Annotated in this window: 10 protein-coding genes and 2 pseudogenes; 10 read left to right on the top strand and 2 right to left on the bottom strand. The window is 64.8% G+C overall.

What is annotated here, in order from left to right; all coding sequences use genetic code 11:
- Positions 1-109 precede the first annotated feature (109 nt).
- The 7 genes and pseudogenes from ilvD to DQ353_RS19015 form a co-directional block, all read left to right on the top strand.
- Positions 110-1,813, top strand: a complete 1,704-nt coding sequence (ilvD, locus tag DQ353_RS19045; protein WP_113764765.1) for a dihydroxy-acid dehydratase — start codon at positions 110-112, stop codon at positions 1,811-1,813.
- Between the two features lie 282 nt (positions 1,814-2,095).
- Positions 2,096-3,973: an acetolactate synthase large subunit gene (locus DQ353_RS19040; RefSeq protein WP_113764764.1), complete on the top strand. Its 1,878-nt coding sequence runs from the start codon at positions 2,096-2,098 to the stop codon at positions 3,971-3,973.
- 7 nt (positions 3,974-3,980) lie between these two features.
- Positions 3,981-4,499 carry an acetolactate synthase small subunit gene (gene ilvN, locus DQ353_RS19035; RefSeq protein ID WP_113764763.1) on the top strand — a complete coding sequence of 173 codons (519 nt, stop codon included), beginning with the start codon at positions 3,981-3,983 and terminating at the stop codon, positions 4,497-4,499.
- 41 nt (positions 4,500-4,540) lie between these two features.
- Entirely contained in the window at positions 4,541-5,563 is a 1,023-nt protein-coding gene (gene ilvC, locus DQ353_RS19030) for a ketol-acid reductoisomerase (protein WP_181578504.1), read from the top strand.
- Positions 5,564-6,100: 537 nt separating this feature from the next.
- Positions 6,101-6,859 (top strand): annotated as a pseudogene (locus tag DQ353_RS22430) (IS30 family transposase); the annotation flags it as partial.
- Between the two features lie 607 nt (positions 6,860-7,466).
- Positions 7,467-8,906: a group II intron reverse transcriptase/maturase gene (gene ltrA, locus DQ353_RS19020; RefSeq protein ID WP_286166920.1), complete on the top strand. Its 1,440-nt coding sequence runs from the start codon at positions 7,467-7,469 to the stop codon at positions 8,904-8,906.
- Between the two features lie 112 nt (positions 8,907-9,018).
- Positions 9,019-9,459: pseudogene (locus DQ353_RS19015) on the top strand (IS30 family transposase); the annotation flags it as partial.
- 110 nt (positions 9,460-9,569) lie between these two features.
- Here the strand turns inward: DQ353_RS19015 and DQ353_RS19010 are convergent.
- Complete coding sequence (locus DQ353_RS19010) at positions 9,570-9,869, bottom strand: hypothetical protein (protein WP_113764760.1); 300 nt, start codon at positions 9,867-9,869, stop codon at positions 9,570-9,572.
- A gap of 324 nt (positions 9,870-10,193) precedes the next feature.
- Here DQ353_RS19010 and DQ353_RS19005 point away from each other — a divergent pair, with 324 nt between their 5' ends.
- The 3 genes from DQ353_RS19005 to DQ353_RS18995 all read left to right on the top strand — a co-directional run bounded on the left by DQ353_RS19005 (position 10,194) and on the right by DQ353_RS18995 (position 12,456).
- Entirely contained in the window at positions 10,194-10,910 is a 717-nt protein-coding gene (locus DQ353_RS19005) for a GAF and ANTAR domain-containing protein (protein ID WP_113764759.1), read from the top strand.
- Positions 10,911-10,958: 48 nt separating this feature from the next.
- On the top strand, positions 10,959-11,477 hold the full coding sequence (locus tag DQ353_RS19000; protein ID WP_113764758.1) for a glycosyltransferase: 519 nt from the start codon (positions 10,959-10,961) through the stop codon (positions 11,475-11,477).
- Positions 11,478-11,616: 139 nt separating this feature from the next.
- Positions 11,617-12,456, top strand: coding sequence for an HAD-IIB family hydrolase (locus tag DQ353_RS18995; RefSeq protein ID WP_181578503.1), 840 nt, complete (start codon positions 11,617-11,619; stop codon positions 12,454-12,456).
- 157 nt (positions 12,457-12,613) lie between these two features.
- Here the strand turns inward: DQ353_RS18995 and DQ353_RS18990 are convergent, their stop codons facing one another.
- The gene (locus tag DQ353_RS18990; RefSeq protein WP_113764756.1) at positions 12,614-14,473 is read right to left on the bottom strand and encodes a purple acid phosphatase family protein; all 1,860 of its coding nucleotides are present in this window, start codon (positions 14,471-14,473) and stop codon (positions 12,614-12,616) included.
- Positions 14,474-14,594: the final 121 nt, after the last annotated feature.

Below are 14,594 nucleotides of genomic sequence, written 5' to 3'. Positions count from 1 at the left end.
TCTAGCCAATGGGATGTTTCGAACATATGTCTTGTATCCGCGGGGCCAAATATGTCGGGTTGCCGTCACGGGTTCGGTGTCGGTGCCTGCCAGCCCTAGAATCAAGGGCATGAGCCAGGACACTGCCCCAGATATTAAACCTCGCAGCCGAGTGGTCACGGACGGCATCCACGCCGCCCCGGCGCGCGGGATGTTCCGCGCCGTGGGCATGGGCGATGACGACTTCGCCAAGCCCCAGATCGGAGTGGCGAGCTCGTGGAATGAAATCACCCCGTGCAACCTTTCGCTGAACCGACTGGCCGCCGGCGCCAAGGAAGGCGTCCACGCAGGTGGCGGGTTCCCCATGCAGTTCGGCACCATCTCCGTCTCCGACGGCATCTCGATGGGCCACGAGGGCATGCACTTCTCGCTGGTCTCCCGCGAGGTCATTGCCGACTCGGTCGAGGTCGTCATGCAGGCCGAGCGCATTGACGGCTCCGTGCTGCTGGCCGGCTGCGACAAGTCGCTGCCCGGCATGCTGATGGCAGCTGCCCGCCTGGATTTGGCCTCGGTGTTCCTGTACGCCGGTTCGATCATGCCCGGCTGGGTCAAGTTGGAGGACGGGTCCGAAAAGGAAGTCACCCTGATTGACGCCTTCGAAGCCGTGGGGGCATGCGCCGCCGGCAAGATGAGCCTCGAGGACCTGACCCGCATCGAAAAGGCGATCTGCCCCGGCGAGGGCGCCTGCGGCGGCATGTACACCGCCAACACCATGGCCTGCATCGGCGAGGCCTTGGGCATGAGTCTTCCGGGCTCCGCAGCCCCGCCCTCGGCCGACCGCCGCCGCGACATGTTCGCCCGCGCCTCCGGCGAGGCAGTGGTCAACCTGCTGCGCCTGGGCATCACGGCCCGCGACATCATGACCAAGAAGGCCTTCGAGAACGCCATTGCCGTGACCATGGCCTTCGGCGGTTCCACCAACGCCGTGCTCCACCTGCTGGCCATCGCCCGCGAGGCCGAGGTCGACTTGACCCTTGCGGACTTCAACCGCATCGGCGACAAGATCCCGCACCTGGGGGACCTGAAGCCCTTCGGCCGCTACGTCATGACCGACGTGGACAAGATCGGCGGCGTGCCGGTGATCATGAAGGCCCTGCTGGATGCCGGCCTGCTGCACGGGGACTGCCTGACCGTCACCGGCAAGACCGTTGCCGAGAACCTCGCGGAGATCAACCCGCCGGATGTCGACGGCAAGATCCTGCGCGCACTGGACAACCCGATCCACAAGACCGGCGGCATCACCGTGCTGCACGGCACGATGGCACCCGAGGGCGCCGTCGTGAAGTCCGCCGGCTTCGACGCCGACGTCTTCGAGGGCACCGCACGGGTCTTCGACCGCGAGCAGGGCGCGCTGGCCGCGCTGGATGCCGGCGCCATCAAGGCAGGGGACGTGGTGGTCATCCGCTACGAGGGCCCCAAGGGCGGACCGGGCATGCGGGAGATGCTTGCCATCACCGGCGCCATCAAGGGCGCGGGCCTGGGCAAGGACGTGCTGCTGCTGACCGACGGGCGCTTCTCCGGAGGCACCACCGGCCTGTGCATCGGCCACGTGGCCCCCGAGGCCGTCGACGGCGGCCCGATCGCCTTCGTCAAGGACGGCGACAAGATCCGCGTGGACATCGCCGCCCGCTCCTTCGACCTCTTGGTCGAGCCGGAGGAGCTCGAGGCCCGCAAGGTGGGCTGGGAGCCGTTGCCGGCCAAGTTCACCACCGGCGTGCTGGCCAAGTACGCCAAGCTGGTCAAGTCCGCTTCGACCGGAGCATACTGTGGCTAGGCAATAGGCCTTGGAGCGATGGGTGGAAGCCGCCAAGGCGTCCACCCATCGGACAACAGTCTCAAATAGTGAGATTGTGGGTGTTGGTGTTTGACTCCGGATGCGGCGGCGACCAAACTGGATGCATGCACAACCGCACCGTACTACTAGTTATCAAGCGCTGAGCTTGAGTCCCTCCACAACCTGGAGGGCTTCGGTGACGCGCAAACCCCATTCGCCGCAAGGTGCCTTTGGGGTTTTTTTATGTGCAGGGTTAGAAGAGATAGAGAAGGATATATCCCCATGAGTAACGGAACCACCGCCAGCCCCGGGCTGCCGGCCAAACCCGCCAACCGTAGCAAGGATGCCACTGTCTCTTCCGTCGTGGAAGCGTCGAGCCTGGTCCAGGGCCCGAACAACATCATCGCTCCCACCGAGATGCTTGGCTCACAAGCCATTGTGCGCTCACTGGAAGAATTGGGCGTCAAGGACGTCTTCGGGTTGCCGGGCGGGGCCATCATGCCCACCTACGACTCGCTCATGGATTCGACCAAGATCAACCACATCCTGGTCCGCCACGAACAGGGCTCGGGCCACGCGGCCCAGGGCTACGCCATGGTCACCGGCGAGGTCGGCGTCTGCATCGCCACCTCCGGACCCGGAGCCACCAACCTGGTCACCTCCATTGCCGACGCGCACATGGACTCGGTCCCCATGGTTGCCATCACCGGCCAGGTGCACAGCGCCTTCATCGGCTCGGACGCCTTCCAGGAGGCCGACATCGTGGGCATCACCATGCCCATCACCAAGCACTCCTTCCTGGTCACCAAGGCCGAGGACATCCCGCGGATCCTTGCCTCGGCATTCCACATCGCCGCCACGGGCCGTCCCGGCCCGGTGCTGGTGGACATCACCAAGGACGCCCAGCAGTCCAAGATGATGTTCTCCTGGCCGCCGAAGATCGATTTGCCCGGCTACAAGACCGTGGTGCGCGGGCACAACAAGCAGGTCCGCGAGGCCGCCAAGCTGATCGCAGCCTCCTCCCGCCCGGTCTTCTACGTCGGCGGCGGCGTCATCAAGGCGCACGCCGCGGCCGAGCTGAAGGAATTCGCCGAGCTGGTCGGCGCCCCGGTGGTCACCACCCTGCAGGCCCGCGGCGCGTTCCCGGACTCCCACGAGCTGCACGTGGGCATGCCCGGCATGCACGGCGCGGTCTCCGCGGTCACCGCGCTGCAGCAGTCGGACCTGCTGATCACCCTCGGTGCCCGCTTCGATGACCGGGTCACCGGCGTGCTGCACACCTTCGCGCCCAACGCCAAGGTCATCCACGCGGACATCGACCCGGCGGAGATCTCCAAGAACCGCACCGCGGACATCCCGATCGTCGGTTCGGTCAAGGAAATCATCCCGGAGCTCACCGAGGCCTGCCGCACCCGCTTCACCGAGGGCGGCGCCCCGGACCTGTCGGCCTGGTGGAACACCATCGGACGGCTGCGCGAGACCTACCCGATCGGCTTCACCCCGACCCAGGACGGGCTCTCCGCCCCGCAGCACGTGATCCAGCGGATCGGCGAGCTCACCGGCCCCGAGGCCGTGTACGTCGCGGGCGTGGGCCAGCACCAGATGTGGGCCGCGCAGTTCATCAAGTACGAGCGTCCCGCCTCCTGGCTGAACTCCGGCGGACTGGGCACCATGGGCTACTCGGTCCCGGCGGCCATGGGCGCGAAGGTCGGCAACCCCGACCGCGTGGTCTGGGCCATTGACGGCGACGGCTGCTTCCAGATGACCAACCAGGAACTGGCCACCTGCGTGATCAACAACATCCCGATCAAGGTCGCGATCATCAACAACTCCTCGCTGGGCATGGTCCGCCAGTGGCAGACCCTGTTCTACAACTCGCGCTACTCCAACACCGACCTGAACACCGGGGCAGGCACCGCGCGCGTCCCGGACTTCGTGAAGCTCGCCGACGCCTATGGTTGTGTTGGCCTGCGTTGCGAACGCGACGAGGACATCGACGCGACGATTCAGCAGGCCCTGGCCATCAACGACCGCCCGGTCGTCATCGACTTCGTGGTATCCCGCGACTCGATGGTCTGGCCGATGGTCCCCACCGGCGTGAGCAACGACCTGATCCAGATTGCTCGCGGCATGACGCCCGAGTGGGAAGAAGAGGACTAGAAATCCCATGGCACGACACACTCTTTCCGTACTCGTCGAAGACGTCCCGGGCGTGCTGACGCGCGTGGCAAGCCTTTTTGCCCGCCGCGCCTTCAACATCCACTCGCTGGCCGTTGGCCCCACGGAGATCAGCGGGATTTCCCGGATCACCGTGGTCGTCGACGCCGAGGGCGACCTGCTCGAGCAGGTCACCAAGCAGCTGAACAAACTCATCAACGTCATCAAGATCGTTGAATTGATGCCCGAGGCTTCGGTGCAGCGTGACCATATCCTGGTCAAGGTGCGCGCCGATGCGGCCACCCGCCTGCAGGTCACCCAGGCTGCAGACCTCTTCCGTGCCTCCGTGGTGGACGTGTCAACCGACTCGCTCATCATCGAGGCCACCGGCAACGCCGAGAAGATCCACGCGCTGCTGGCGGTGCTGGAGCCCTTCGGCATCCGCGAGATCGTCCAGGCGGGCACCCTTGCCGTTGGACGCGGCTCCAAATCGATGTCGGACCGCGCCCTGCGCTCCGTCTCTGCCTGATACGCATAAAATCTTTACACTGATACCAAGGAGACACCACAGTGACTGACATGTACTACGACGACGATGTTGACCTCTCGATCATCCAGGGCCGCACCGTCGCCATCATCGGCTACGGCTCCCAGGGCCACGCCCACGCACTGAACCTGCGCGACTCCGGCGTGGACGTGCGCGTCGGCCTGAAGGCCGGCTCCAAGTCGATCGCCAAGGCCGAGGCCGAGGGCCTGCGCGTCCTTTCCGTCGCCGAGGCCGTTGCCGAAGCCGACCTGATCATGATCCTGACCCCGGACCAGGTCCAGCGCCACGTCTACAAGGACGACATCGAAGCCAACCTGCAGCCGGGCGACGCCCTGTTCTTCGGCCACGGCTTCAACATCCGCTACGGCTACATCACCCCGCCGGCCAACGTCGACGTTGCCCTGGTCGCCCCGAAGGCACCGGGCCACACCGTGCGCCGCGAATTCGAAGCCGGCCGCGGCATCCCGGATTTGATCGCAGTGGAGCAGGACTTCACCGGCGGCGCCAAGACCCTGGCCCTGTCCTACGCCAAGGCCATCGGCGGCACCCGCGCCGGCGTCATCGAGACCACCTTCACCGAAGAGACCGAAACCGACCTCTTCGGCGAGCAGGCAGTCCTCTGCGGCGGCGCCTCGCAGCTGATCCAGTACGGCTTCGAGACCCTGACCGAAGCCGGCTACAAGCCGGAGATCGCCTACTTCGAGGTGCTGCACGAGCTCAAGCTCATCGTGGACCTGATGTGGGAGGGCGGCATCGCCAAGCAGCGCTGGAGCGTCTCGGACACCGCAGAGTACGGCGACTACGTCTCGGGCCCGCGCGTGATCACCCCGGACGTCAAGGAGAACATGAAGGCAGTTCTCGCCGACATCCAGAACGGCAACTTCGCCAAGCGCTTCATCGAGGACCAGGATGCCGGCGCGCCGGAGTTCATGGCACTGCGCAAGAAGGGCGAGGAGCACCCGATCGAGGAGACCGGCCGCGAACTGCGCAAGCTCTTCTCTTGGAAGACCAGCGACGACTACACCGAAGGCTCGGTCGCACGCTAAGGTTCACGCCAAAGCGAGCGACTGCCTATAGGTAGTTGATGACAGTTTGCCCCGATCGGCCCAGAAGGGCAGATTCTAGCGGTCGTTGCAACACCCAGATCCTTGGGAGTTGCAACGACCGTGTCGCCTTTAACGAAGAAATCACCAACCGACCAGAATCATTCAGGTCCCCGGAAGTACTCCTCCGAGGATCGCGAGCGATTCCTGGTGGTCCTGGACCGGACCGGGAACATATCCGCGGCGGCCACAGAGCTCGGGTTCAGCCTGAGCAAGTGCTACCAGTGGGCCCGCGAACTCACCCCGGAATCCACGTCCCCGGCCAGTGGCAGCAAGGGCAAGAAGAAGACCAAATACACCCAGGACCAAAAGGACGGATTCTTCACCGCCCTGGATCGGGTGGGGAGCGTTTCGGTGGCGGCTCGCGAGGTCGGCATGCCCGTGGGAACGTGTTTCCAATGGGCGTACAAGGCCGGCATAGCGACGATTGGGCCGCATGCAGGGAAGCGGGAGGAATTCCTCAGGCTGCGCGGCAGCGGACTGTCTCGCCGGGAGGCTGCCGCCTTAGCGGGGGTTCATGAACGCACGGCAGAGGACTGGGACAACGGCAACCGCAAGGTCGGCAGCCGACGTTATTACGCGGATGGTCGGGTCATCGACTACAAACAAGGGGTGACTACCTACAATTCCGTCGACGGCTCGGCCTTCGCAACCCCGTTCCCGGGGCTTGCCGCGCTGGAGAAGCCAATCAGCGACCGCTATCTCTCCCTGCCCGAACGCGAGCAGATCCGCGACCTGCTGGCGGCCGGCTCCTCGATGCGGGCCATCGCCAGGGCACTGGGCCGGCCGGTCTCGACGGTGAGCCGGGAGATCGCCCGCAACACCGGCCCGAACGGCTACCAGCCGTACGCCGCGCACCGCGCCGCGGCCGGCCGCCGGCCACGGCCCAAGACCAGCAGGCTCGCCTGCGAGGGAACCTTGCGGAAATACGTGGGGGCGAAGCTGCTCCTAGGCTGGTCACCGGAGCAAATCAGCAACCGGCTCAGGAAACTGCTCCCCGACAGGCTGGAGTTCCACGTGTGCCACGAAACGATCTACCAAGCGCTCTACCTGCAGGCCCGCGGCGGCCTCAGGCGCGAGGTTGCAGCGGCGCTGCGCACCGGCCGCGCCCGCCGCAAGCCGCACACGGACCCGGAAAAGCGCACCAGCCGGTTCCGCGATGAGATGGTCAACATTTCCGAGCGCCCCGCCGAGGTCGAAGACCGCGCAGTCCCGGGGCATTGGGAAGGGGATTTGGTGCGCCACGAGGCGCTGTTTTACCGAGCGGAGGTGGAAGACCTTCGCCGTTGTGCTGTCGCAGCAGCATGACGAAGCTGGGGGCAGTCTAACCCGAGGAAACACCGGGAAGGGCGGAAAGCAGCCCCGACAACGCCGGGACGGACCAGCACTACCGAATGGGTCGGGTCCGGCAAGCAAGGCAGGAAGGTGTACGAGAGGAACCAGTGCTAAAAGCTTCTCAAGTCTCCCGCCAGCTCAAATTCGGTGGATATGGGCTGGCCTGCGATGCGCACCACCCCCTCATTACGGGGTGGGAACTCGGATGCCGGTTAAGATCGTTGGCATTCGAGGCCACGGTGAAGGCCTGCGGCGTAGCCGTGGCGATATCGCAGGGGCATAGCTGGGCACCTAACCAGCCAATCGGTAAACAGTGAACGTGGGAACCATCGTGCATCTCCCGTGATCGTGGGCCCATCCAGGGCCATGGTTTCGGGTGGGCGTGTTGTCCGCCGATCGGCGCACGATGGGGCGGAGGGGCCGTAGTAGTCCGAACGGGGGAAAGCCTCGTACATGGCGAAGGGCCCCAGCGGATATGACGCAGTAGCTACTGCAAGGAACGGAGGCATTGGTGAATACCGGTGAACCGCGATGGCTCGACTTCGATGAGGCGAGCCTGCGGGTACGTGCGATGCAGACGAAACTGCACCATTGGGCGGTCAGCGATCCTGACCGTCTTTTTGACGATGTGTTCAACCTCGTCCATGACCGGGATTTCCTCACCGTTGCGTGGGGCCGGGTCAAGGGAAACAAGGGTGCCCGAACTGCCGGTGTTGACCGGCGCATTCCGGCCCTGATCGGTGTTGGTGCCGAAAGCGTGGAGTTTCTGGAGGAGGTCAGGGAGCTACTGAAGTCTCGGGCCTTTGTCCCGTTGCCGGTGAGGGAACGTTTGATTCCCAAGCCGAACAGCACGAAACTCCGCCGCCTTGGCATCCCCACTGCAAGGGACCGGGTGGTTCAGGCATCTCTGGCGTTGGTGTTGGAACCGATCTTCGAGGCGGACTTCAAACCGGTCAGTTACGGTTTCCGTCCGAAGCGTCGGGCGCAGGATGCGATAGCCGAAATTCATGCCATGGCCACCCGCAATTACCACTGGGTGTTCGAGGCAGATATTGAGGCGTGTTTTGACGAGCTTAAGCACTCGGCGGTCATCGCCGAGGTGCGTAAGCGCGTCACGGACAAGCGCGTGCTGAGCCTGATCGGGAAGTTCCTCAAGGCGGGCATCATGTCCGCCGAGGGGAAGATCCGAAAATCCAACACCGGGACCCCGCAGGGAGGGATCATTTCCCCGCTTCTGGCCAATATCGCCTTGACGGTCTTGGACAAGCATTTCTGCGACAAATGGGATGCCCATGGCACCCCGTATCGCAGGGAAGCCCACCGGAAACGGGGCGGGGCCACGTACCGAATCATCCGCTACGCGGATGATTTTGTGATCATGGTCCTTGGCACCCAAGCCCATGCGGAGGCCCTCTGGGATGAGGTTGCGGAGGTCATTGCCCCGTTGGGGTTGAAGATCTCCGTGCCCAAGTCCCGGGTATGCCATGTTGATGAGGGGTTCGACTTTCTTGGTTTTCACATCCAGCGAAGACTGAAGAACGGAACCCAAAAGATGAGTGTCTACACCTACCCGTCGAAGAAGTCCTTGTTGACGATTCTCGGGAAGGTGCGGGCACTGACACGTCGAGCGAAGCATCCTTCGTTGGACGTCCTGCTCGGCCGCCTGAACGCGGTCGTGCGTGGCTGGTGCAACTATTTCCGCCATGGGGTATCCAAGGCGACCTTCGGCTACCTTGATGCGTTTATTTGGCATCGGGTGACCCAATGGATCCGCAAACGACACCCCGGCATTACATGGCGGGAACTGTTCCGGCGCTTTCTGACAGGAAGGCCCGGAAACCAGCCGCAGGCCGAGGGAATCACGATGTTCGACACCGCGACGGTACCGGTCACCCGGTATCGGTGGCGGGCGCACAATATCCCGACGCCGTGGGCGGCCAGCATGGCCTGAGTGGCTATCCGTGGAGCGCCGGATGCGATGAGAGTCGCACGTCCGGTGCGGAGGGCGGGTCGGAGAAACGAGCCGGGAGCAATCCCGGTGTCGCGCTCCGGCCCGACCCTACATCGCCGGGACGCTGAACCAGTCCGCGATCGCGACCCTGGTCGAGCGGACCACCCGCTACGTGATGCTCGTGCACCTCGAGGGCGACCACACCGCCGCCACCGTCCGCGACGGGCTGATCAAGACCATGGGCGGGCTGCCCGGGCTGCTCCGGGGGTCCCTGACCTGGGACCAGGGCGCCGAGATGGCCACGCACAAGGCCTTCAGCATCGCCACCGACATGGACGTCTATTTCTGCGACCCGGCCAGCCCCTGGCAGCGCGGATCCAACGAGAACACAAACGGGCTGCTGCGCCAGTACTTCCCCAAGGGCACCGACCTCGGCGCCCACGGCCCCGAGGAACTCGAACGGGTCAGCAGGCTGCTCAACGGACGCCCACGCAAAACGCTCGGCTGGGATACCCCAACCGAGCGCCTGCGTGGACTACTGTTGGCAGCCTAGCCACCAGGTGTTGCAACGACTCCTAGAATTCGCCGAAGCCGGTCGGGGCAAACTGCTTTGCGCGTACGGGGCCCGCGCACGCTTCCCGCCAGCGCGGATCCATGCGGTGCTCAGGGCTCGGGGTGGTTCAGCGGGATGTGCTTGAAGTTCTTCTCCGAGGAGTCCGCGCTGCGCCAGGACATTTCCGGAAGCGGCGGCGCGGTGGCCCAGCCGCTTTCCTTCCGCACGAAGTGCAGGCCGATGAATTCGCCGTCCGGCAGCTTGTCCACCGAGCAACGCCACTCCCGGCACCCCTCCACGCTCACGCTCCCGATGGTGTGCAGGTCCACGTCGAAGACCGCCCTTCCGGTGCGGTTGGCCACGTGGGCCGGCAGCTGGTCGATCCAGTCGAGTTCCCAGGGCCTTCCCATGCCCTCGCCGGTGTCGCGTCTTTCGCATCGAGCAGTGCCGAATCCGCGACCCGGGGGCAGTCGCGCTCCCCGAGCGCGGGGACACGGGCCGCTGCGCGGCGGCCCGGAGGCCCGTTTCGCGAGCCTGTTGCCCGGGTTCCGCCGGAGCCCCCCTTGCCAACCGGCGAAAGGGAAGTAGCCTTGGGATAGATGGTGAAATGGCAATTCTGTTGTTCCTCCCGCTTGGGGTCCAAGCGTTGGCCGTCGTTCCAGGCACACGGTTTCCCCGCGACCAGGGGTCCCGGTTCCGGGCGAAGGGCAACGCCGAGAGTTAGAAGTACGGAAATGACCGCGGTCAATGAATTCATTCGGGACCTCTTGGCTGAAACGCATGATCTCGAGTCGTTTCTCAATGCCTTGACGCATTTGAGCGCGAACGCGCTGGACAACGGCCAAGGACCGGCCCTTTGCGGCATCACCCTGCGCCGGCACAAGCGTGCCGGAACCGTTGCCAGCAACAGCGCGCTGGCCCAGGAACTTGACGAGATCCAGTACGACTTTGGCGAAGGTCCTTGCCTGAATGCATGCAGCCTGAACCGGACCATACGCATCCCCGAAATCGAGCGGGAGGTCCGCTGGCCCGAATACGTCGAGACGATCAAGGCCACGGGGGTCCGTTCAATGTTCGCGGTGCCGTTCACCCTGGAATCCGAGGACACGGCCGCAATCAATCTCTATTCCATGGAAACCAACGCCTTCGATGAGCGCATCGTTGAACAAGTGGAGCAATACGCCCTCCAGGCCTCGGCCCTGCTGAACCTGGCCGTGCGGATGGCCCGGCACCGAGACAACGAGGAAAACCTGCGGCTGGCGCTGGAATCCCGCACCACCATCGACCTCGCGGTGGGCATCATCATGGGCCAGAACAAGTGCAGCCAGGAACGTGCGGTCGAGATCCTGAAATGGGCCTCCAGCTCCAGGAACATCAAGCTGCGCCACGTGGCCGAGGCGGTCGTCGCCTCCACCACCAGCCGACCCGTGGGCACGCACTTCGAAGACTAGGCAACCGTGGGAGCCGGGGACGGAGGCTGTGCCTGCTTCCTGGGGCGGATGCACCCGGACAAGGGCGTGCTCACGGCGATCCGGGTCGCGCGCCGGGCCGGGGTCCCGCTGCGGATCGCGGCCAAGATGCAAAACGCCGAGGAGCTGGAGTACTTCCGTGACGTGGTCGGCCCCGAGCTGGGCGGGGACATCGAGTGCGTGGGCGGGGTGGGGCCCCAGGATAAGTACACGCTGCTGGGCGGCGCGATCGCGCTGCTGAAACCGATCCAATGGTCCGAGCCCTTCGGGATGGTGATGATCGAGGCCATGGCCACCGGCACCCCGGTAATCAGCACCCCGCGCGGCGCGGCGCCGGAGATCGTGGAGGACGGGGCCACCGGCTTCATCCGCGACACCCCAGGGCACTGGCCGGGGCCCTGGCCCGGTGCCTGGAGCTGCGGCGCGCGGATTGCCGCGCGGCCACCGAGACGCAATTCAGCGCCCGGTGCATGGTCCGCGAGCGCATCGAGTTCTATGCCCGGTGCCTCAGCTCGAAGAACGGGGCCGATGTCTTGTCCATGTAGGTGATGCCGCGTCGCGGCCGGTAACGCCGCGGCAGGTAACGCCGCAGCCCGCGCTGCCAAGCCGAAAAGCGGGCAAGCGACCGGGGGCGAGAGGGTTGAGACACGTGCGCCGGAGGCCGGTAGAGTCTGTGGATATGCACGCCATGTCCCAAACTCCCGCCAAGACCATTCACGCCGTCTTCCTCGATGTCGACGGCACCTATGCCGATTACGGGGTGGTCCCGGAAGCCCACACGCAAGCGGTCCGCACGGCACGCGCGGATGGGCACAAGATCCTGCTCTGCACCGGGCGTCCCCTTTCCATGCTTCCGGCACACATCCTGGAGGCCGGATTCGACGGACTGGTGGCCAGTGCCGGCGCCTACGTTGAGGTGGCCGGCGAGGTGCTCATGGACCGCCGGTTCCCGGACGAGATGGCGGCACGGACACTTGCGGCCCTCGACGCCCACGACGCGGTCTACGTCCTGGAATCCCCGGATTCACTCCACGTTCCCCGTGCCGCGGAAGAACGGTTGCGGGAAATCGTCGAGGCGCACTTCAACCAACGCCCCGACGGCCGGGCTGCTGGCTCCTCGGCAATCGTGGGTTCCCTGTCGCCGGTCCCCGCGTCGCCGTCCTTCGCCAAGATCTCCGTGTTCGAGGCACCGCTTCCGGTGGGAAGCATTGCGGCCGAGATCGGCGAGGATGTCGCCGTCGTCGAGAACTCCATTGCCGACGAAGGCCGCCATACGGGGGAGTTGTTCCGGCGGGGCATCAGCAAGGCCGACGGCGTCGCCGTGGCCATTGAACGCCTGGGCATCAGCCAGGGGGACACCATTGCATTTGGTGATGGGGAGAACGACCTGGAAATGATTGCCTATGCGGGGATCGGCGTTGCCATCGAGGGCTCGCATCCCGGTCTGCTGGCCCTGGCCGACCGCACCGCGCCGCCGCCCAGCCGCGACGGGATCGCCTCGGCTTTCGCAGAGCTCGGGCTTATCTGAAGCGGATTATTGCCCACAAGCCAAGGATCGCCCGACCGTGAGGTCGGGCGATCCTTGGCTTAAGCTGCTACGTGGTTATTGCGGAAGGCGTTCGCCGGTCCGATGGCTCCCACGAGTATGGGGGAGTTGCTGGCCAGCGAGTCGGATCAAGCGGGTTCTACTTGCCCCCGATGGCACACAGCGGGCGGTTTGCATTGTTGCCGCTGGTGGAGTCGCCGTTCGGGTTGCGCTTCTCGGCGCCCTTCCCGTTGTTGGTTCCGGCATTCTCGGAGCGGTTCTCCAGGCATGCGTGGGTGGCGGGAGGCTCCATGCCTGCCTCGGTGACCCACTTGGAGCCCTTGTCGGTCTTGGTGATGGTGAACTCGTCGTAGAGAGCGCCGACCGGCAGGTCGGTGGTGGCCTTGGAGGTTTTCTCGGCAATGTAGGAGCGGTAGACCATCTTGTCCTTGGAGACGTCGATGACCTGGTAGGTGGTCACGCCGGCACCGCGCAGCACCTGGGTGGCGCCGTTGTTGGTCCAGACGTTTTTCCCGTCCGTTTCCAGGTTGTAGTGCTTGGCCCCGGAGTTGGCCACGGTGTAGACCGGTCCGGTGGTCAGTCCCTCGGTGTCTGTTGCATTGGCATTGACGTAGCCGCGGGCGTAGGTGTGGTCGTGGCCCATGAGGACCAGATCGATGTTGTGCTTTTCGAAGACCGGGACCCAGACCTCGCGCAGGATCGGCTCGTTGCGCCCCGCCGAGGTGGAGAAGACCGGCTGGTGGAAGGTGACGACGTTCCACTTGGATTCGCTGGTTTCCAGCACGTGATCAAGCCAGGCGCCCTGGAATTCGGTCCAGAGGCGGGCGACCTTGGTGGAGGGGCACTCGGTGCCGGCGCAGGCAGGAAGGTTGTCCGGGGTCAGGAACGCGGTGTCGCGGGTGGCATTGATGGTGATGAAGCGAGTGTCCTGGTAGTCGGTGAAGTACACGGTCTCGGCAGCGAACTCGGCCCAGTGGGCAAAGTAGGCGGCATACTGGCGTGCCACGTCGGTGTCGCCTTCGGCGAGCTCCGCCATGGCGCCGATGGTCTCGGTGTCCGGGTTGTTGTGGGGGTATTCGAAGTTGGCCTTCCATGCGGCAAGCTTCTTGTCGCCGGAGTATTCGTGGTTTCCGGGGGCGGCCATGACGTTGGTGGTTGCCGCGGACTTGGCCATGCCGGAGAACCAATTGAGCCACTGGGTCTCGTTGCTGCCGGTGTCGATCAGGTCGCCGGCGTGGACAGAGCCGATGGAGTTCGGTGCCTTGGCCTCGGCCTGGCGCACGACCTCTGGCCAGGTTGAATCCAGGCCGATCTGTGCATCCCCGTAGTAGATGAACTGGAAGTCCTTGGACTTGGGGTCGGCGGTGGAGAATTCGTGCCATTCGCTCCAGCTTCCCTCAAGCCCCACCCGGTAGCTGTAGGCGGTCGCGGGGGACAAGCCCTCGACCGTGGCCGAGTAGTGCGGCTTCGGGTTGTTGTTCACCGTGCCGGCCAGGTATGCATCCACGCTGCGGGTTTGGCCACCTGCGGCCAGACGGATCTGCAGCTGGCCGCTGGCCTGCGAGGCGTCTCCGGCGAGCCAGGAGAAGGACTGGGAGGTTTCTGGCGTGGTGGTGGGTGTCAGGATGACGCGCGTGGGTGGTGCGGCAACGGTTTCGCCGACCTTGGCCAGGCGGATCGAGGGGACATCGAGGTAGATGTCCGAGCTGGTCTCGCGGTCCTGGTAGAGGGCAATGGCCACGGTGTTGGTGCCATCCACCAAAAGCTCGGGATCGGCGTGGAAGGTATTGGCCACCGGGTCGCCGTTGCTGGTGCCGGCATACTCCTGATTCTTGGTGCCGGTGGCACGATCGTCAAGGAATCCGGCAACCTTTGTGCCGTTGATCCAGACTGCCAAGGCGTCGTCGTGGATGACGTCGCCAATGATGTCGCCGACCTCCGCCGCGGCGCCTTGGCCGAGTTCGAAGGTGCTGCGGAAGAAATAGGTGGGGATTGTCAAGCCCCGGGTTTGGTGGAGGGTTTATTAGACCCGTTCCATCGTTTTGATGGCGGGCAGGTTTGAGTAGTAATTGGTTTCTGCTTCCACGGGTGGGATGTATCCGATTTCGCCGTGGAGGCGC

It is taken from the genome of Arthrobacter sp. AQ5-05 (genome assembly GCF_003287975.1).
Taxonomy (GTDB): Bacteria; Actinomycetota; Actinomycetes; order Actinomycetales; family Micrococcaceae; genus Paeniglutamicibacter.
The sequence above is the reverse complement of the archived record's forward strand: the minus strand, read 5'-3'. Positions and strand labels throughout refer to the sequence as shown.